12 protein-coding genes are annotated in these 19,661 nt (G+C 62.1%); 7 read left to right on the top strand and 5 right to left on the bottom strand.

The features are described 5' to 3' along the window. Window positions 1-180 precede the first annotated feature (180 nt). Window positions 181-6,360 carry a HAMP domain-containing protein gene (locus AC1D06_RS01860; RefSeq protein WP_477984698.1) on the top strand — a complete coding sequence of 2,060 codons (6,180 nt, stop codon included), beginning with the start codon at window positions 181-183 and terminating at the stop codon, window positions 6,358-6,360. A 9-nt stretch (window positions 6,361-6,369) separates the two neighbouring features. After that, window positions 6,370-8,055, top strand: a complete 1,686-nt coding sequence (locus AC1D06_RS01855) for a response regulator (protein ID WP_477984547.1) — start codon at window positions 6,370-6,372, stop codon at window positions 8,053-8,055. Window positions 8,056-8,098: 43 nt separating this feature from the next. Here the strand turns inward: AC1D06_RS01855 and AC1D06_RS01850 are convergent, their stop codons facing one another. Continuing rightward, entirely contained in the window at window positions 8,099-9,097 is a 999-nt protein-coding gene (locus AC1D06_RS01850; protein WP_477984545.1) for a GntR family transcriptional regulator, read from the bottom strand. 3 nt (window positions 9,098-9,100) lie between these two features. Continuing rightward, on the bottom strand, window positions 9,101-10,066 hold the full coding sequence (locus AC1D06_RS01845; RefSeq protein ID WP_477984543.1) for an alpha/beta hydrolase: 966 nt from the start codon (window positions 10,064-10,066) through the stop codon (window positions 9,101-9,103). Window positions 10,067-10,236: 170 nt separating this feature from the next. On the opposite strand from AC1D06_RS01845, the gene AC1D06_RS01840 reads away from it, so the two are divergent. From AC1D06_RS01840 to AC1D06_RS01825, 4 genes are all read left to right on the top strand, one after another. After that, on the top strand, window positions 10,237-11,274 hold the full coding sequence (locus tag AC1D06_RS01840) for a sugar ABC transporter substrate-binding protein (protein WP_477984541.1): 1,038 nt from the start codon (window positions 10,237-10,239) through the stop codon (window positions 11,272-11,274). A gap of 322 nt (window positions 11,275-11,596) precedes the next feature. Further along, window positions 11,597-12,607: an ABC transporter permease gene (locus AC1D06_RS01835; RefSeq protein ID WP_477984539.1), complete on the top strand. Its 1,011-nt coding sequence runs from the start codon at window positions 11,597-11,599 to the stop codon at window positions 12,605-12,607. Then, window positions 12,604-13,560, top strand: coding sequence for an ABC transporter permease (locus AC1D06_RS01830; RefSeq protein ID WP_477984538.1), 957 nt, complete (start codon window positions 12,604-12,606; stop codon window positions 13,558-13,560). The genes AC1D06_RS01835 and AC1D06_RS01830 overlap by 4 nt, the downstream gene beginning before the upstream one ends. 1 nt (window position 13,561) lies before the next feature. Then, window positions 13,562-15,079, top strand: a complete 1,518-nt coding sequence (locus tag AC1D06_RS01825) for a sugar ABC transporter ATP-binding protein (protein ID WP_477878922.1) — start codon at window positions 13,562-13,564, stop codon at window positions 15,077-15,079. A gap of 38 nt (window positions 15,080-15,117) precedes the next feature. Here AC1D06_RS01825 and AC1D06_RS01820 read toward each other — a convergent pair whose 3' ends face one another. Beyond that, on the bottom strand, window positions 15,118-16,137 hold the full coding sequence (locus AC1D06_RS01820; RefSeq protein WP_477878923.1) for a 1-aminocyclopropane-1-carboxylate deaminase: 1,020 nt from the start codon (window positions 16,135-16,137) through the stop codon (window positions 15,118-15,120). A 143-nt stretch (window positions 16,138-16,280) separates the two neighbouring features. On the opposite strand from AC1D06_RS01820, the gene AC1D06_RS01815 reads away from it, so the two are divergent. Beyond that, window positions 16,281-16,757, top strand: coding sequence for an Lrp/AsnC family transcriptional regulator (locus tag AC1D06_RS01815; RefSeq protein ID WP_477878924.1), 477 nt, complete (start codon window positions 16,281-16,283; stop codon window positions 16,755-16,757). A gap of 34 nt (window positions 16,758-16,791) precedes the next feature. Here the strand turns inward: AC1D06_RS01815 and AC1D06_RS01810 are convergent, their stop codons facing one another. Both AC1D06_RS01810 and AC1D06_RS01805 read right to left on the bottom strand, forming a co-directional pair. Beyond that, the gene (locus AC1D06_RS01810; protein WP_477878925.1) at window positions 16,792-18,777 is read right to left on the bottom strand and encodes an oxidoreductase; all 1,986 of its coding nucleotides are present in this window, start codon (window positions 18,775-18,777) and stop codon (window positions 16,792-16,794) included. A gap of 155 nt (window positions 18,778-18,932) precedes the next feature. Beyond that, the gene (locus AC1D06_RS01805) at window positions 18,933-19,562 is read right to left on the bottom strand and encodes a TetR/AcrR family transcriptional regulator (protein ID WP_477878926.1); all 630 of its coding nucleotides are present in this window, start codon (window positions 19,560-19,562) and stop codon (window positions 18,933-18,935) included. Window positions 19,563-19,661 lie beyond the last annotated feature (99 nt).

Genomic DNA, 19,661 nt, shown 5'->3' with positions numbered 1-19,661 from the left:
GCTGTCGCCGTTTAGCCCGCCTTGTCGAGGGAACGACGGGGCCGCCGGGTGGAATCGAGGGGGAATTCAATGGATGCCAATACGCAACTGCCCGAGGAACAGATTCCGTCATCCCGCAAAAAAGCCACGCTGAAGGACAAGGACCTGGATCTCGCAGCGCTTCTCGGCGCCCTGCAGGCGATGCGGCGTGGCGATTTCACCGTTCGGCTGCCCGGCGACCAGACGGGAATAGCCGGCAAGATTGCCGACTGTTTCAACGACATCGTCGAAGAAAATGAGCGCATTGCCGACCAGCTCGACTATGTCGGACGGATGGCCGGCCGCGAAGGCAAGATCAATACCCGCGTCCGTTTCGGTCTCTCCGGCGGCTCCTGGGCGGAAATGGAGCAGTCCGTCAATACCCTGGTCGCCGACCTTAGCTGGCCGACCACGCAGGTCACCCGCACCATCGCCGCAGTCGCCAAGGGCGACCTGCTGCAGACCGTGCCACTCGATATCGACGGCCGGCCGCTGCAGGGCGAGTTCCTGCGCGCCGCCTCGATCATCAACACCATGATCAAGCAGTTGAGCGTCTTCACCTCGGAAGTCACCCGCGTCGCCCGCGAGGTCGGCACTGACGGCAAATTGGGCGGTCAGGCGCAGGTCAGCGAGGTCACCGGCGTCTGGCGCGACCTCACGGAGAGCGTCAACTCGATGGCGTCCAACCTGACGGCCCAGGTCCGCAACATTGCCGAAGTCACCATCGCGGTCGCCAACGGCGACCTGTCGAAGAAAATCACCGTCGACGTGCGCGGCGAAATCCTGCAGCTCAAGGAAGCCATCAATACCATGGTCGACCAGTTGCGCTCCTTCGCTTCGGAAGTGACGCGCGTGGCACGCGAAGTCGGCACCGAAGGCAAGCTCGGCGGCCAGGCGCTGGTGCCCGGCGTCGCCGGCACCTGGAAGGACCTGACGGACTCGGTCAACGCCATGTGCGGCAACCTGACCGCCCAGGTGCGCAACATCGCCCAGGTCACCACGGCCGTGGCGCGCGGCGACCTGTCGCGCAAGATCACCGTCGACGTGTCAGGCGAAATCCTGGAGCTCAAGGAAACCATCAACACCATGGTGGACCAGCTCAACGGCTTCGCCGGCGAAGTGACGCGTGTCGCCCGCGAAGTCGGTACCGAAGGCCGGCTCGGCGGCCAAGCGCAGGTGCCAGGCGTTGCCGGTACCTGGAAGGATTTGACCGACAACGTCAATTCCATGGCGTCCAACCTCACGGCGCAGGTGCGCAACATCGCCGAAGTCTCGACCGCCATCGCCAATGGCGACCTGTCCAAGAAGATCACGGTGACGGTGTCGGGCGAAATCCTGGAGCTGAAAGAGACCATCAACACCATGGTCGACCAGCTCAACGGCTTCGCCGGCGAAGTCACGCGCGTCGCCCGCGAAGTCGGTACCGAAGGCCGGCTGGGCGGACAGGCGCAAGTGCCGGGCGTGGCCGGCACCTGGAAGGACTTGACCGACAACGTCAATTCCATGGCGTCCAATCTGACCGCCCAGGTGCGCAACATCGCCGAGGTGTCGACCGCCATCGCCAGTGGCGACCTGTCCAAGAAGATCACCGTCGACGTCAAAGGCGAAATTCTGCAACTCAAGCAGACCATCAATACCATGGTCGACCAGCTCAACGCCTTCGCCTCGGAAGTGACGCGCGTTGCCCGCGAAGTCGGCACGGAAGGTCGGCTCGGTGGCCAGGCGAACGTGCGCGGCGTGGCCGGCACCTGGAAGGACCTGACCGACTCGGTCAATTCCATGGCGTCCAACTTGACCGGCCAGGTGCGCAATATCGCCGAAGTGGCGACTGCCGTGGCGCAGGGCGACCTTTCCAAGAAGATCACGGTGACGGTTTCGGGAGAAATACTGGAGCTGAAAGAGACCATCAACACCATGGTCGACCAGCTCAACGGCTTCGCCGGCGAAGTGACGCGCGTTGCCCGGGAAGTCGGCACCGAGGGACGGCTGGGTGGACAGGCAAACGTGCTCGGCGTCGCCGGCACCTGGAAGGACCTGACCGACTCGGTCAATTCCATGGCCGGCAATTTGACCGCTCAGGTGCGCAACATTGCCGAAGTGTCGACGGCCATCGCCAATGGCGACCTGTCGCGCAAGATCACCGTCGACGTGCGTGGCGAAATCCTGCAGCTCAAGGAAACGCTCAACACCATGGTCGACCAGCTGAACCGCTTCGCTTCGGAAGTGACGCGCGTCGCCCGTGAAGTCGGCACCGAAGGCAAGCTCGGCGGTCAGGCGCAGGTGCCAGGCGTGGCCGGCACCTGGAAGGACCTGACCGAAAACGTCAATTCCATGGCCTCCAACCTCACCGGCCAGGTGCGCAACATTGCCGAAGTCACCACCGCCGTGGCGCGCGGCGACCTGTCGCGAAAAATCACCGTCGACGTGAAGGGCGAAATCCTCGAACTGAAGAACACCATCAACACCATGGTGGACCAGCTCAACGCCTTTGCCGGCGAAGTCACGCGCGTGGCCCGCGAAGTCGGCACCGAAGGCAAACTCGGCGGCCAGGCACAGGTGTCCGGTGTCGCCGGGACCTGGAAGGATTTGACCGACTCGGTCAACTCGATGGCCGGCAATCTGACGGCCCAGGTGCGCAACATTGCCGAAGTGGCAACGGCAATCGCCAACGGCGACCTGTCGCGCAAGATTACCGTCGACGTACGCGGCGAAATCCTGCTGCTCAAGGATACGCTCAACACCATGGTCGACCAGTTGCGGTCATTCGCCGGTGAAGTCACGCGCGTCGCCCGCGAAGTCGGCACAGACGGCCGGTTGGGTGGTCAGGCCGTCGTGCCTGGTGTCGCCGGTACCTGGAAGGACCTGACCGACAACGTCAACCTGCTCGCCGCCAACCTGACCACGCAAGTGCGCAACATCGCCGAAGTCACCACCGCCGTGGCGCGCGGCGACCTGTCGCGAAAAATCACCGTCGACGTGAAGGGCGAAATCCTCGAGCTGAAAAACACCATCAACACCATGGTCGACCAGCTCAACGCCTTTGCCGGTGAAGTGACACGCGTCGCCCGCGAAGTCGGTACCGAAGGCAAACTCGGCGGCCAGGCGCAGGTGCCGGGCGTCGCCGGCACCTGGAAGGACCTGACTGACACCGTCAACGTCATGGCCGCCAACCTCACTGAACAGGTGCGCGGCATCGTCAAGGTCGTCACCGCCGTCGCCAACGGCGACCTCAAGCAGAACCTGACCGTCGCCTCCAAGGGCGAGGTCGCCGCACTGGCCGAAACCATCAACAACATGACCAACACGCTTGCCACCTTCGCCGATCAGGTGACCTCGGTGGCACGCGAAGTCGGCGTCGAAGGCCGCCTCGGCGGCCAGGCCAATGTGCCGGGCACTGCCGGCACCTGGAAAGACCTGACCGGCAATGTCAACCTGCTTGCCGCCAACCTGACCACCCAGGTCCGCGCCATCGCCGAAGTGGCAACCGCCGTCACCAAGGGTGATCTGACACGCTCGATCCAGGTCGAGGCACGCGGCGAAGTCGCCGAGCTCAAGGACAATATCAACACCATGATCGGCAATCTCCGTCTGACGACGGAGCGTAACACCGAGCAGGATTGGCTGAAGACCAACCTCGCCCGCTTCACCAACATGCTGCAGGGCCAGCGGCATCTCGCTACCGTTGGCCGCATGCTTCTCTCCGAACTCGCCCCGCTCGTCGGTGCCCAGCATGGCGTCATCTATCAGGTCGAGACCGAAGGCGATCAGTCAAGTCTCAGATTGCTCTCCGCCTATGCAGCCGATGGCGCGCAGGGCCATCGGGAGCGGCTGAAGATGGGCCAGGGCCTGATCGGCCAATGTGCCCAGGACGGGCGCCGCATCCTGATCACCGAATTGCCCCGCGATGTCGCCTCCGTCAGCTCTGGCGTGTTCAAGGTCAAGCCGAGGAGCGCCATCGTGCTGCCGGTGCTGTTCGAGGGCCAGGTCAAGGCGGTGATCGAACTCGCCTCGACCGGCTCCTTCACCGAATGGCAGCTGTCCTTCCTCGATCAACTGACCGCCTCAATCGGCATCGTGCTCAATTCCATCGAAGCGACGATGCAGACCGAAGGCCTGCTCAAGCAGTCGCAGCAGCTGGCAACGGAACTGCAGTCGCAGCAGCGCGAATTGCAGCAGACCAATGACCAGCTGGAACAGAAGGCGCAGCAGCTTGCCGAACGCAACGTCGAAGTCGAAGCCAAGAACCAGGAAATCGAACAGGCCCGCCGGGCGCTCGAAGAGAAGGCGACCGAACTGGCGCTGACCTCGAAATACAAGTCGGAATTCCTGGCGAACATGTCGCACGAGCTGCGCACGCCGCTGAACTCGATCCTCATCCTTGGCCAGCAGCTCGGCGAAAATCCGGACGGCAACCTGTCCGGCAAGCAGGTCGAATTTGCCCGCACCATCCATGGCGCCGGAACGGATCTTCTCAACCTGATCAGTGACATACTCGACCTGTCGAAGATCGAATCCGGCACCGTCTCGGTCGAAGCCGAGGAGATCTTCTTCACGAATCTCGTCGACGTGCTGACGCGGCCGTTCCGTCACGAGGCTGAAAACCGCAGCCTGTCCTTCGACGTCGAGCTATCCTCCGATCTCGATCGCAGCCTCATCACCGACTCCAAGCGCCTGCAGCAAGTGCTGAAGAACCTGCTCTCCAACGCCTTCAAGTTCACCCAGCAGGGCGGCGTCAGGCTGCAGGTGGCGCCGGTCAAGGGCGGCTGGAGCCCCGACAATTCCTCACTCAATCATGCGCCGGCGGTCATCTCCTTCGAAGTCAACGATACCGGCATCGGCATTCCGCCGGAAAAGCAGAGGATCATTTTCGAGGCTTTCCAGCAGGCGGACGCGTCGACCAGCCGCAAATATGGCGGCACGGGCCTCGGCCTGGCGATCAGCCGCGAGCTTGCCAATCTGCTGGGCGGCGAAATCCAGCTGCGCAGCACGCCAGGCGTGGGCAGCACGTTCACCCTTTATGTTCCGCAAACCTATGTCGGCAAGGTATCGACGCCGGGCCGCCAGACCGTTGGCGAGGCCAAGCCGGTGCAGCTCGCGCGTCCGGCCATGCTTTTAAGCGACACAGCTCCGGAACAGATGCCGGATGACCGCAACGCCATCAAGGCCGGCAACGCAGTCCTGCTCATCATCGAGGATGATCAGCACTATGCCTCGGTGCTTGCCGACCTGGCGCGCGACAACGGCTTCAAGGTGCTGATCGCAACGCGCGGCGCCGACGCGCTCGAGCTTGCCAATCAATATGCGCCGGCGGCCGTGACACTCGACATCTTCCTGCCGGACATGTTGGGCTGGACTGTGCTCAGCCAATTGAAGCAGAACCCGCTGACGCGACATATTCCGGTGCAGATCGTCAGTCTCGACGAAGACCGCCAGCATGGCCTGGCGCGCGGCGCCTTCGGCTTCATGACCAAGCCCACGACCAGCGAAGGCCTCGACAAGGCGCTCGGCAAGCTCAAAGAATTCGCCAAGCCGCGGCGCAAGCGCCTGCTCGTCGTCGAAGACGATGAGCGCGAACGACTGGGTGTCGGCGAATTGCTCGGCTATGATGACATCGACATCATCAATGTCGGCACCGGTGCGGATGCCCTGCAATCCCTGCGCGAAGATTCGCCGGATTGCATAGTGCTCGACCTCAAGCTCCCGGATATGTCGGGCTTCGAAGTGCTAGAGCGCATCCGCGACGACGCCTCGATCAGCGAAGTGCCGGTTGTCGTGTTCACCGGCCGCGAACTTTCGCCCGACGAGGACGCGCAATTGCACAGCATGGCCCGCAGCGTCGTCGTCAAGGGCGTGGAATCGCCCGAGCGGCTCCTGGATGAGACGGCACTGTTCCTGCATCGCGTCGTCTCGGAAATGCCGCCCGGCAAGCAGAAGATGCTGGAGAAGCTGCATAGTTCCGATGAGGATCTGGTCGGGCGCACCGTGCTTCTGGTGGATGACGATGCGCGCAATATCTTTGCGCTCAGCAGCGTGCTCGAACGTCGCGGCATGAACGTGCTCACCGCCACCAACGGCAATGATGCGATCGCCATCATCAAGAGCGAACCCGATATTGCCATCGTTCTGATGGATATCATGATGCCGGGCATGGACGGTTATGAGACGATGCAGGCCATCCGCTCCGACCCAGCCTTCCGACGATTGCCGATCGTGGCGCTGACGGCCAAGGCGATGAAGGGCGACCGCGAGAAATGCCTGGAAGCCGGCGCATCGGACTATCTGGCCAAGCCGGTCAACACCGAACAATTGCTGACTGCTTTGCGCATGTGGCTGCATCGCTGAGGTTTGACAATGGAGCCAGTGAATATCCTACTCGTCGACGATCAGCCCTCGAAGCTCCTGAGCTACGAGGTCATTCTGCAGGAGTTGCGGGAGAACCTGATCAAGGCGCGCTCGGGCCGGGAAGCGCTGGAACAGCTGCTCAAGAACGAGGTCGCCGTCATCCTCGTCGATGTCTGCATGCCCGAACAGGACGGTTTCGAACTCGTCGCCATGATCCGGGAACATCCGCGCTTCCAGAAGACCGCGATCATCTTCGTCTCCGCCGTGATGATGACCGAGCCGGACCGGCTGCGCGGTTATGAGGCCGGCGCGGTGGATTATGTCTCGGTGCCGATCGTCCCGGAAGTTCTCCGCGCCAAGGTCAAGGTCTTCGCCGAACTCTACCGCAAGACGCGCGAACTCGAGCGGCTGAACGCCGAACTCGAACAGCGCGTCCTCGAGCGCACCGCCGCCCTCGAAGCGTCTTCCGCCGAGCTCGTCGCGCTCAACGAACAGCTCGAACAGCGCATCGAGGAGCGGACACGCGAGCGGGAAGAGGCTTTGGCGCAGCTTTTCGAGGCGCAAAAACTCGATACGATCGGCCAGCTCACCGGCGGCGTGGCACATGATTTCAACAATCTGCTGATGGCCGCTCTCGGCAGTCTCAATCTGCTCAAGAAACACCTCACGGGCGACGATCGCGCCCGCAGACTGCTGGACAATGCAATCCAGGCGGCGGAGCGCGGCTCGGCGCTGACCCAGCGCCTGCTTGCCTTTGCCCGCCGGCAGGAACTGAAGCCGGAAGCCGTCAACGTCGAACGGCTCGTCGGCAATATCGAAGAATTGCTGCGCCGTGCGGTCGGTCCCGCCATCCGGCTGGAAAAGGTGCTCGGCTCGCCCCTGTCACCCATTCTGGTGGATGCCAATCAGCTTGAACTTGCGCTGTTGAACCTGCTGGTCAATGCGCGTGATGCCATGTCGGACGGCGGCATGGTGACGATAAAGGCGACGGAGCAGGCTGTGGACGCCCGGGAAGGGCCTACCGGGCTCGCACCGGGACGCTACGTCAAACTCATCGTTTCCGACACCGGAATCGGCATGGATGACGAGACGCGGGCGCGGGCGACCGAGCCCTTCTTCACCACCAAGGGCGTAGGCAAGGGAACGGGACTAGGACTGTCGATGGTGCATGGCTTAGCTGCCCAGTCGGGCGGCATGCTGGAACTCGAAAGCGCGGTTGGCCAAGGCACGCATGTCTCGCTCTGGCTGCCGGTCGCCGGCACGATGCCAGTGCAGAGACCGCCCGCTTCGGCGCCGGAAATGACGCCGCAGCCGAACGGCCGCAGGCATCTGCGCGTGCTCGTCGTCGATGACGATTTCCTCGTCTCGATGGGCACCGTCGCCATGCTCGAAGATCTAGGCCATCAGGTCGAGGAGGCCAATTCCGGCCAGCAGGCGCTCGATCTTCTCGCCTCCGACAAACGCTTCGATGTCGTCCTCACCGACCACGCCATGCCGGGAATGACCGGCATCCAGCTCGCCGAGGCGATCGCCGCCCGCCATCGCAGCCTGCCGGTGATCCTGGCATCGGGCTATGCCGAACTGCCAAGCGGCGAGCCGGCCATCAAGCTTGCCCGGCTCACCAAGCCGTTCACGCAGCAGCAATTGGACAATGCGCTGGCGGTGATCGTGCCGGCTGCCGAGAGTGTTGCATAGCAGCGGCGCTGGCTCATACAATGCCGCCACTTCTACATCGACTTCATTTCACCTGGACGAGATAGGGTGGGCAGACGGCGTCCGGCAAAGGACCAAGCCGCTGCAGAATATCAAGATTCGGCCCCACGGACCGCCGCAGGTGGACTTCCAGGATGGCGGCGGCCAGATCAACGTCTTCCGCCATCAATGCCTCGTAGATCATGGTGTGCTCCGTGACCATCCTACCGAGTTCGTCACGGTTCTGGTGATTGGCAAAGGTCGAATGCGTCGCGATCAGGATGCGCAGGCTGCGCCTGACCGTATTGAGCAGGATGATATTGGGGCAAGGCGCCAATGTATGGATGTGCAGGTCGGTTTCCAGCAGTTCCAGTTCCGGCGGCCGTATGGTTTGCTGCCGAGCCCCCCGGATCCGCGTCAGCCGAGCCTCGATGTCCTCGCGCCGCGTGCGTGGAAAAGCCTGCTTCAGCGCTTGAGGCTCGAGTAGCCAGCGAATTTCGTAGTGCTGTTCGAACTCATGTTCCCGCAATGGCCCAGCATACCACCGATTGTTGTTATCCTGTTCGATGATGCCGGCGCGTTCGAGCTGGGTCAGAACCTCATGTGCGATGGTGCGGCTGACGTCGTAATGCGCAGCAAGCGCTGTCTCGTTCAGCATGAAACGGCCATAGGCGAGGCACACGGCCACGGTGTGCTCGACTTCCACATAGATCTGTTCGCGACGGTTGACGGCGGGGGCTGCGATTTCCGGAGGCAGGTTCAGCCCCGCTCCGACCAGATCCACGCGGAGCGGCTCCCCATGCGGGACAATATAGCCGCGCCCTTCGAATGTATTGATCACGCCTTCGTCATGAAGCCGCGCTAGGGCGATACCGGCGGGGACACGACTGACATTGAACGCGCGTGCGACATTCGCCTGGCCGAGAACCAGGCCGGCCGGCAAGGCCTTTCGGTCCAAATGGTCGCGCAGCACACTGTAGATCGTCGCATAGGCCGGCTCAGGTCGGTTGCCGATCGAATTCATCGTGCTTGAGGAAGTGCTCATGTTCTATCGGCGCCAAAGTTGGTTGCACCATTCGGCCACACGGTCAATCAGCTGGCGTGCGGCCGGTGTAAACCGATCCATCATCATGAAGCCGTGCACGGTACCGCGCCATTCGACATAGGTAACGTCGTTGCCGGCGCCGATCAGCTTCTGCGCATAGGCACGCCCCTCGTCGCGCAAAAGATCATGGTCGGCCGTCACCAGCAGTGTCGGCGGCAGGTTTGCCAGATCCTGCATCAGCAGCGGCGAAAGTTCAGGGTCAGTGGCAGGCACGCCGCCTGACATATAGTGCCGAGCGAACCAGTCAAGCGTCTCGCTGCTAAGGGAATAGCCGGCCGCGAATTTCTCGCGGCTTTCGGTGGCATGAGCAAGGTCGGTGGCGGGATAGATGAGCACCTCGCCGAACAAGCGCCGGCCGAGATTGCGGGCACGGACCGACAGCGTTGCCGCAATGCTGGCACCCGCGCTGTCGCCCATGACGAGCAGCTGGCGGCAATCCAATCCGTTCTCGATCGCATGCTCATCCAGCCAACCAAGCGCCGCTTGCGCGTCTTCAAGCGAAGCAGGAAACGGCGCCTCCGGCGCTTTGCGATATTCGACGGACAAAATATTGGCGCCGGTCGCAAGCGTCATCGCCCGCAGCATGCCGTCATGGGTTTCCAGGTTTCCGACGACCCAGCCGCCGCCGTGAAAATAAAGAATTGTGTTTTTCGCGCGCAATGTACGATAGAGCCGCACGGGAATGCTGACATCGCCGTTTGGAATATGGAAGGTTTCAATCGTATCGAGATCGTCCTTGCGGCCCCATTGGCCACTGATGCGGAGTTCCGACGAGGCACGCGCCTCTTCCGGTGTCTGCTTCTCGACGGGCTTCGCGTTGAGCGCGTCAGCAGCCTCGAGCATGCGCCGCAACTCCGGCAAAAGTCGTGATCGGTCGACCGTCAATGGTCGTGCCGGCTTGTCGTGCATGCGCTCCTCCCGGGTGGTCCCGAGTTGCCGACTCCAGGACGCCTCTGCTGTTAGATGTGACGGTCGCCAAAATGTCAATAATTAAATATTGCACGCGATATTCGTTCGTGTTACCGATTGTTCCGGCGCGGATCGCGGGAGGAATGCGACGGCGCACGAAGGAGGAAATCATGACATTCAACCTATCGCGCGGCGTCGCCGTAGCCCTGCTCGCCTGTTCGGTCGCAGCCGCGCCAATCACCGCTGCTTTCGCATCCAGCAACAAGATCGCACTCGTCCCAGGTGGTCCACATCCTTATTTCGCGCCCTGGGAACAGGCCGCCAAGGATGCACAGAAGGATTTCAATATCGCTTCAGTGGAATATAAGGTCCCAGCGGAATGGAAGCTTGAGCGCCAGACGGAGTTGCTTGAAAGCCTCGCCGCACAGGGTGACAACGGCTTCGGCATCTTCCCGGGCGATGCTGTCGGCATCAATTCGACCGTCGCCGAATTCAAGAGCAACAATATCCCGTCCGTGGCGCTCGGCGGCTGCGCGACCGACCCGACCGACATGGGCTTCTGCATGGCGACCGACGTGTCCGCATCGGCCTATATGGGCACCAAGGCACTGATCCAGGCCATGGGTGGCAAAGGCGCCATCGTGCACATGGCCGGCCTGCTGATCGACCCCAACACGCAGCTTCGCGTCAAGGCGGTCGAAAAAGCCGTTGCCGAAACCAATGGCGCCGTGACGCTGCTGCAGACCATCGGCGATACCGACGAGCAGGAAAAGGGCGACCAGAAGGTCAATGCGCTGCTGGCCTCCTCGAAGGACAAGATCGGCGGCATCATCGCCACCGGCTATGTCTCCTCGGTCGTAACCGCCACGGCGCTGAAAAATCTCGGCGACAAGCGTATCAAGATGATCGGCATCGACGACGACAAGATCGTGCTCGACGGCATCAAGGACGGCTTCGTCTCCGGCACCATGGCGCAGAACCCCTATGGCCAGGCCTATATCGGCGCCTATGCGCTCGACCAGATCGCTTCCGGCTGCACGCTGAAAGCCGATGCGCCCTGGATCAAGACGCCGCAGACCGCCCACTTCATCGATTCCGGCACGCTGCTGATCTCGACGCAGAACCTGACCAGCTACAAGGACGACCTGAAGGCGCTGACCAAGAAGCTGGCCGGGTCGTTCAAGGATACGTATCTCGCCTGCAAGTGATGGTGGGATGCCGGCGGAGTGGCTTCGGCGTTCGGATTGTTGTCAAGGTGTGAATCATAGCGGCATCCGCGGCCACCCCCCTCTGCCCTGCCGGGCATCTCCCCCTCAAGGGGGGAGATTGGATGGGGCACCGCCCTGCCTAAAACATCCCTCTCAACCCAGTTCTCGGTGGATATTTGAGCCGAGGTTCGTGCCTCTGGCCAATCTCCCCCCTTGAGGGGGAGATGCCCGGCAGGGCAGAGGGGGGTAGCCCCAACAATTGACAGAAAACCCCAACGACAATGACTTGCCAAACACTCAAGATCGTCCTCCAATGACATCCATGGATCAAGCCACATCGCCCAGACGGACGGTGCCCGCCACCGTCACCGAACTCTTCACGCGCGGTTCGAACCAGTTCGGCCTGTTCGTGATCCTGGTGATCCTGTGGGTGGTTTTCTCGTCTCTGGCGCCGGGATTTCTGTCGCGCTTCAGCCTCAATTCGCTCGGCCGCTCGGTGGCGATCGATGTCGTCGTCGGCTTCGCCCAGATGGTGGTATTGGCGACCGGCGGCATGAACCTGTCGGTCGGCGCCATCGGCGTTTGTGCCGTGATGATGACCGGCTACCTGTTGCAGATCATCGGCCTGCCGATCATCGTGGCGCTGCCGCTGGTGCTGGTTTTCGGTGGCGTGCTCGGCTGGCTGAACGGCTTTGCCATCACCCGGACCGGCGTCAACAGCTTCGTCGTCACGCTTGCCACGGCAAGCCTGTTCATGGGTGGCATGCTGATCTTTTCCCAGGGCGTGCCGCTCAACGGCCTGCCGCCGGAACTCGGCGCTTTCGCCAAGTCCGGCATCGGCCGCTTGCCGTCGCTGGCAATCGTGGCGCTCGTGATCGGTGCAGCGCTTTATGTCTTCTTCCAGCACACGGTGCTCGGCCGGCAGATTCTGGCGGTCGGCGCCAATGCCCGGACAGCTGAAATGTCAGGCGTGCCGGTCGACCGCATCATCGTCTTCACCCACACGCTCTCCGGCGTGTTGGCGGCTGCCGCCGCAATCATGCTGACCGCCAAGAATTCGGCCGCCCTGCCGGCTGCGGCCGGCGACGACTGGCTGCTGCCGTCCTTCCTGGCTCCGGTCATCGGTGGCACGGCGCTGGCCGGCGGCATGGTCTCGGTGATCGGCACCATCCTTGGCGCGCTGCTGGTCTCGACCATCCGCAGCGGTTTGCTCGTGCTGCAGATCGGCAATTTCTGGCTCCAGCTTTTCCTCGGCATCTTCCTTCTGGCGGCGATCCTGATCGAACGCTACCGCTCCACCCTCGCCGCGCGTGAACAGACGAGGCGCGCATGACCGGATTCCTTGCCGCCGCCGTCCGCCTGCAATGGTCCGGCATCCTCGTCGCCGTCATCCTCGGCGGTATCGCGCTTTCCTTCGCCAATCCGCAGTTCATGACCGAATTCAACTGGTTCGTCATGCTGCGTTCGATCTGCGTATCGTTGCTGGTCGCCTTCAGCCAGATGGTCATGCTTGGCGTCGGCCAGATGAACCTCTCGGTCGGTGCGCTCGGCGGCCTCGTCGCCATCACGGTCGGCGGGCTGATGGATGCCTGGCATGTGCCGACCATTCCCGCCGTGCTGATCGCCCTGGCCGCTGGCGGCCTTGCCGGCCTGATCAACGGCTGGCTGACGGTCCGCACCGGCATCAACGGATTTATCGTGACGCTGGCGACCGGCTCGGCTTTCGCCGGCATCAATACCGGCATCACCAGGGCTGTCCCCTTCTATAACCTGCCGGCGGATTTCGTTGCCTTCGGCAATGGCCGTATCGGGCTTTTTCCCTTCCTGCTGATCGTGCCGCTGATCGTCACGGTGATCCTCATCGTGTTTTTCGCCCGCACGCGCCAGGGCCGCTTTCTACTCGCGGTCGGCGGCAATGCGCATGCGGCGCAGCTCTCCGGTATTTCGGTCGAGCGTGCGATCATGACGGCGCACCTGATTTCCGGCCTGTCGGCGGCAGCAGCCGGCGTGCTCGCCGTCGCCCAGCTCGGCTCGGCGCAACCGACCATCGGTTCCGACTGGCTGGTCATCTCCTTTGCCGCGCCGATCATCGGCGGCGCCAGCCTGGCCGGAGGCTCGATCTCGATCCTCGGCACGGTGATCGCCGTGCTGCTTGTCGGTCTCATCCAGAATGCGATGGTGCTGCTCGCGGTCGATCCCTACTGGGTGACCTTCCTGCTCGGCGCGTTGATCCTCGCCGCCGTCTGGATCAATCGCTACCGTGCCGTCCGCATTGGAGAAGACTGAGATGGTCCTGGTCCTGGAAAACATCAGCAAGTCCTTCCCCGGCGTGCGGGCGCTCAGCGACGCCGCGCTGACGCTCGACAAAGGCGAGATTCACGCGCTGATGGGTGAAAATGGCGCCGGCAAGTCGACGCTGATCAAGGTCATTACCGGCGTCCACAAGCAGGATTCCGGCACGATGCAGCTCGACGGTCAGGAGATTTCGCTGTCCAGCCCACGCGAGGCGATCCGTCTTGGCATCACCGCCGTGCATCAGGAACGCAATCTGATCCCGCGCTTCTCGGTCGCCGAGAATATCGTGCTGGAACAATTGCCGACGAAGAACGGCCTCGTCGATTTCCGCCGCGCCAACGAAGAGGCGCGCCAGCATCTCAGCAAGATCGGCCTCGACATCGATCCTTCGATCGAAGTGCGGCGTCTGTCCGTCGCCCAGATGCAGATGGTCGAGATTGCCAAGGCGCTGAGCCACGAGGCCAAGGTGCTGCTGCTCGACGAGCCGACCGCCTCGCTGACTTCTGGGGAGGCTCAGACGCTGTTCCGGCTGGTGCGCCAGCTCCGCGACCAGGGCACGGCCATCCTCTTCGTCAGCCACAAACTGGAAGAGGTTCTGTCGCTCTGCGACCGCGTCACAGTGTTGCGCGACGGCCAGACGACGCTCAAGGGCGCTGCGATCGCTGGCATGACCCGCCATACGCTGATCGAGGCGATGATCGGCCGCGGCGAGCGCATGGTCGATGCCCGTTCCGGTAAACCCGACATGGGTCAGCCCAAGCTTGAAGTCCGCAATCTTTCCACCGCCGCCGGCCACGCCAATATCGGCTTCAAGCTGCAGAAGGGCGAGATTCTCGGCCTCTATGGCCTGGTCGGAGCCGGACGCACAGAACTTGCCCGGGCGCTGATCGGCAAGGACAAGATCACCGGCGGTGAAATACTGATCGATGGCGGGCCCATCCGCATCCGCTCGGTCGAGGACGCGATCAAGCGCCACCGCATCGGCTATGCCAGCGAAGACCGCAAATATGAAGGCGTCATCCTCTCCCATCCGATCCGGCCGAATATCGCCATCACCGTCTGGAGCCGCATCGCCAAATCGCTCGGCCTGCTAACCGCGCGCGACGAGACCCGGATCGCCTCACCACTCGCCAAGCAGCTTGAAATCCGCACGCCGAGCCTCGAGCAGCTGGTCGGCAATCTCTCGGGCGGCAATCAGCAGAAAGTGTCACTGGCCAAATGGCTGGCCGCCAATGTCGATATCCTGATCATCGACGAGCCAACCGTCGGCATCGACATCAAGGCCAAGGCCTATATCCACGAGCTGATCAATGCGCTCGCCGACAAAGGCATGTCGATCCTGCTGATTTCCAGCGATATGCCGGAAATGGTGGCGCTCGCCGACCGCATCTTGGTGATGCACGAATTCGCCATCCGCAGCGAATATGTGAATGACCGGCGCTATGAAAATGCTAGCCGCGCGATCATGTCGGCGATCCATGCCGGTAGGGAGCCGGTGACAGCGGGTTAGAGAGCGTCACCCGCCGACATGTGAGTCAGCCGCCCCGCTCAGCCATCCTTGTAGTAATAGCTGTAGCCATTGAGCGCCGGGGCGCCGCCGAGATGAGCGTAGAGAACCTTTGAGCCTTCGGGGAAGAAGCCTTTGCGGGTGAGATCGATCATCCCCTGCATGGATTTGCCTTCATAGACCGGGTCGGTGATCATCGCCTCGGTGCGGGCGGCGAGCCGGATGGCCGCATTGGTTTCTTCCGACGGCACGCCATAGGCCGGATAGGCATAATCAGGGTTGATGACGATTTCGCTATCGCGGATCGTCCGGCCGAGGCCGACCAATTCTGCGGTGGAATCGACGATGTTGCGGACTTGGGCGCGCGTCTGCTCGAGCGTACCCGAGGCATCGATGCCGATCACCCGCTCCGCCCGGTCCTGGGCGGCAAAGCCGACGATCATGCCGCCCTGCGTCGAGCCGGTGACGACGCAGACGATGATATAGTCGAAGGTGAAGCCGAGCTCCTTCTCCTGCGCCGCCACCTCTTCGGCGAAGCCGATATAGCCGAGAGCGCCATATTTGTGCACCGAGGCGCCGGCCGGGATCGGATAGGGCTTGCCGCCGGCATCCTTGACCGATTGGATCGCATCTTCCCAGCTCTTGCGGATGCCGATGTCGAAACCGTCATCGACCAGGCGGCTATCGGCGCCCATCAGCCGCGTCATCAGGATATTGCCGACGCGATCATAGACGGCGTCATAGTGCGGCACCCATTTTTCCTGGATGACCACGCATTTCATGCCGATCTTGGCGGCGGTGGCAGCGACCATGCGGGTATGGTTGGATTGCACGCCGCCGATCGAGACCAGCGTATCGGCGCCCGAAGCGATCGCATCGGGCACGATATATTCGAGTTTTCTCAGCTTGTTGCCGCCCATGGCCAGGCCAGAATTGCAGTCGTCGCGCTTGGCATAGATCTGCACCTTGCCGCCAAGCGCTGCCGTCAGCCGCGGCAAATGCTCGATCGGCGTCGGGCCGAAGGTCAGTGGATAGCGTTCGAATTTTTCTAGCAGTGACATCGATATGGCCCCTCCGCGTTTGTTTCGTCGCAAACGATAGGAGAAAATGCATGAAAGGTGCTCTCTAACTTCGTTGCCGCTTTGCTCGAATTTCGATAAAATTCCGGTCGGTTAATGTCTTTCTTCAACTTATTGGCCTGCAAATGAAAGATTCTTCCACACCCGCTTTCGACAGGATCGATCTAAAAATCCTGCGCACCCTGCAATCCGAGGGGCGGCTCACCAATGCCGATCTGGCGGAACGGGTGAATGTCAGCGCAGCTACCTGCTACAGGCGGACGCAACGGCTGTTCGACGAGGGTTATATTACCGGCGTAAGGGCTGAAGTGGCACCTGCGGCAGTCGGTCTCGGCGCGCTGGTCATGGTCGGTGTGGTGCTTGATCGCTCGACGCCGGAGAGTTTTGCGGCCTTTGAAGGCGCTGTCATGGAGATGAAGGAAGTGCTCGACTGCAACCTCGTCGCCGGTGACTTCGACTACCTCCTGAAAATCCGCGTCCGCGACATGGCGGATTTCAACAAATTGCACGGTCAGAAGCTGATCGCGCTGCCGGGCGTCCGGCAGACGCGAACCTTCTTTGTGATGAAAGAGGTCAAGGAGAATGCGCGGCTGCCGTTCTGAATTCCCGCAACCGACGAGAACTTCGTCGGTCGCCCTAAATTTCCAGACCGGCCTTTCGTCCCTCGTAGAAAGCATAAGGCGCCTGTCGCGGTGCCGCGCAATCGCCGATCTGGCGAATGGGCGGGCCCAGTTCGGCCAGTCCCGGCATCAGCCAGTCAGCCGCCATGTTCGTCGTCGCCGTCACCAGGGCGTCGGCTTCGACGAAGGAATGTTCCCCGGTATTGTGATCGACCAGCGTCGCGCCGTTGCCATGCCATTCGGTCACGCTCGCCTCAGTGATCCAGCGAACGCCGAGCTTGCGGATCGCCTGCCGCATCGGCACATCGGCCGCCGTGCGGGTCAGTTCCTTGCCAACGAACGGGTCGGGCGTGACGATGGTGACGTCATGCCCCTCCTCGGCCAGCTTCCACGCGGTGCCGCATCCTCGCCAGCCGCCGCCCTCGTCAAGCAAAAGCACGCGCTTTCCCGGCCTTGCCTGCCGCGACATCACGGCCTCGACAGTGAACACACCACCCTTGTCGATACCGGGCATTGTTTCGACAGCAGGAAGAGCCTTCTGGAACCCTGTTTCCGGGCCATAGGACCCGGTCGCAGCGACAATAGTGTCATACTCGGATGCATCGATTTCATCCGCCTCGATATAGCTATTCAGCCGGACCTCGACGCCGAGCTTCTCCAGTTGGCGTTCGTACCATCCGATGAGATCGAGAATCTGCGCCCGGCGCGGCTGCATGCCGGCCAGAAGGAAGTTGCCGCCCAGACGGCTCGATGCCTCCGCCAGCACCACTTTGTGCCCGCGTTCGGCCGCAGTCCTTGCTGCTTCCAGCCCCGCCGGGCCGCCGCCAATGACCAACACCCGTTTAGGCGCTTCCGCTTTTACGAAGCGGTCGCCGTTCCATTCAAATTCCCGCCCTACTGACGGGTTGATCAGACAGCTGATCCAGTAATCGCGACCACGCCGCCCCCAGCACATCTGATTGCAGGAAATGCAGCCTCGAACATCTTCCGGCCGATCTTCGCCGGCCTTGCGGGCTAGATGCGGGTCGGCGATCTGGCCACGCACGATCGAGACGAGGTCCGACACGCCTTCGCCGAGCAGCGTCTCGGCATTGTCCGGCGTCCTGATATGGCTCTCCGCCATGACGACGGCGTTCTTGACGACTTTCTTCAAGGCGGAAGCGAGGTCCGCGCCGAGCTTTTCAGGAAACACGAAAGTTGGCATCAACGAATAGAAGTCGAGATAGCCGCCGGAGCCGCAGGTCACATAGTCGAACAGGCCCAACTCATCGTGGTAGCCAATGATCTCGGCCTGCTCGTCGCGCGTCAACGCAACCGGCTGGCTTGACTGGTCGCTGACCGCCAGCCCGATGATGAAGTCTGCGCCGCAGACATCGCGGATGCGGGACAGAATTTCCCTCGACATCCGCGTGCGGTTCTCCAGCGATCCGCCCCATTGGTCTTCGCGCCGGTTGCTCCACGGCGTCCAGAACTGGTCGACCATGCCGAGATAGGCCGCCCAGACTTCCACCCCGTCAAAACCCGCTTCCTTGCAGCGGCGGGCGGCTTGCACGAAGCCGTCGATGGTGTCCCAGATTTCGGCTTCGGTCATCATGTGCGAGCCATCGCTGTCATGATAGCTCGGCAGGCCGGACGGCGACCAGTGCGGATGGAAGGAAAGATCGGAATCGCCATGGGCGCCGATATGATAGAGCTGCTGGATCGCCACCGCGCCATTCGACTTGATCGCCTCGGTCACCTTGCGGAAATGCGGGATGACAGCATCGTCGGAATGGCGGAAATTGCCGCGCGTCAGCACGGCGGCGGCATGCACCGGCATCGGCTCGACCACGATCATAGCAGCGCCGCCGATCGCGCGTTCCCGATAATAAGCGGCATGCCGCTCGGTCGGCAGACCTTCCACCGCCATATTGGCGGTATGCGCACCGAAGACGATGCGGTTCCTCAGCGTGTGGGAACGGATCGTCAGGGGTGAAAACAGGCGGGGGAATTTCTTGGACACGCGGACTCTCCATGCGAGCGTCTGAATTCAGTCATCTGCGGACAGGCCTTTCGGCTGAGCGACGATCCCCGGCGCGGTCTTGAGGGAATGCCGTGCCCAGCCAGCCTGTCGCGCCAAGAGTCCCGATGTTGGCTGTCCGCCCATCGCGATTGCCTCTAATCCGGCACATATCCGTGCCGGGCAAAGAAGCGATCAAGTTCCCTCTGCTCGGGTGCGGTGCCGGTGTAGATTTCGACATAGTCGGCGATCCGCTTCATGCGCGTCGCAAGTTCTTCCTTGGCCTGCATCGAGATATAGCCGATCTGGACGAGATAGATTGTCCGGGCGCGCACGTCCGCAGACGTCGACTTATATCCGAACCTCAGGAGCATCCGGTCCAGAGCCGCGATCCGCGCCTGGTCGGCCTGCTGGACCTCGGCCAGGATGTCCGGCGACTGCAGAGCCCAGCTCCGGATCGCGAATTCGAACTGTGCGTCGAACAAGGTCTTGTCCAGCCAGCAGTCCAGCACGTTGAGCATCGCCTCGGCGACCGTTTCCGCATAGGCTTCCGACTGCTTGATCAGCGCGCCGGTGTTCTTCTCGCGCCACCTGGCCACCAGCGCCGCCAGCAATTCCTCCCGATCCCGGAAGAACCAGTAGAACGACGTCCTTGAAAGCTTCAGCTTCTTGGCGAGCGGCTGAATTTTGACGGAGTCGACGCCGGACTCGATCAGCAATTCATAGGCCGCCTCAAGCCATCCTTCAGGCGATCCTCTCCAGCCGCTATCGTTCGAAACCTGCTCCATACTTGGTTTCGTAGCAAACAATGACCCGCCGTTCAATCGAAATGTACAACAGCGTCAGAAAACACGACATCTGTGTTTTCATCATTGACACTCATGTAC

The organism is Rhizobium sp. P2_G2 (genome assembly GCF_056403555.1).
Note: the sequence above shows the minus strand (reverse complement) of the source record. Positions and strands in the feature narration are given on the sequence as shown.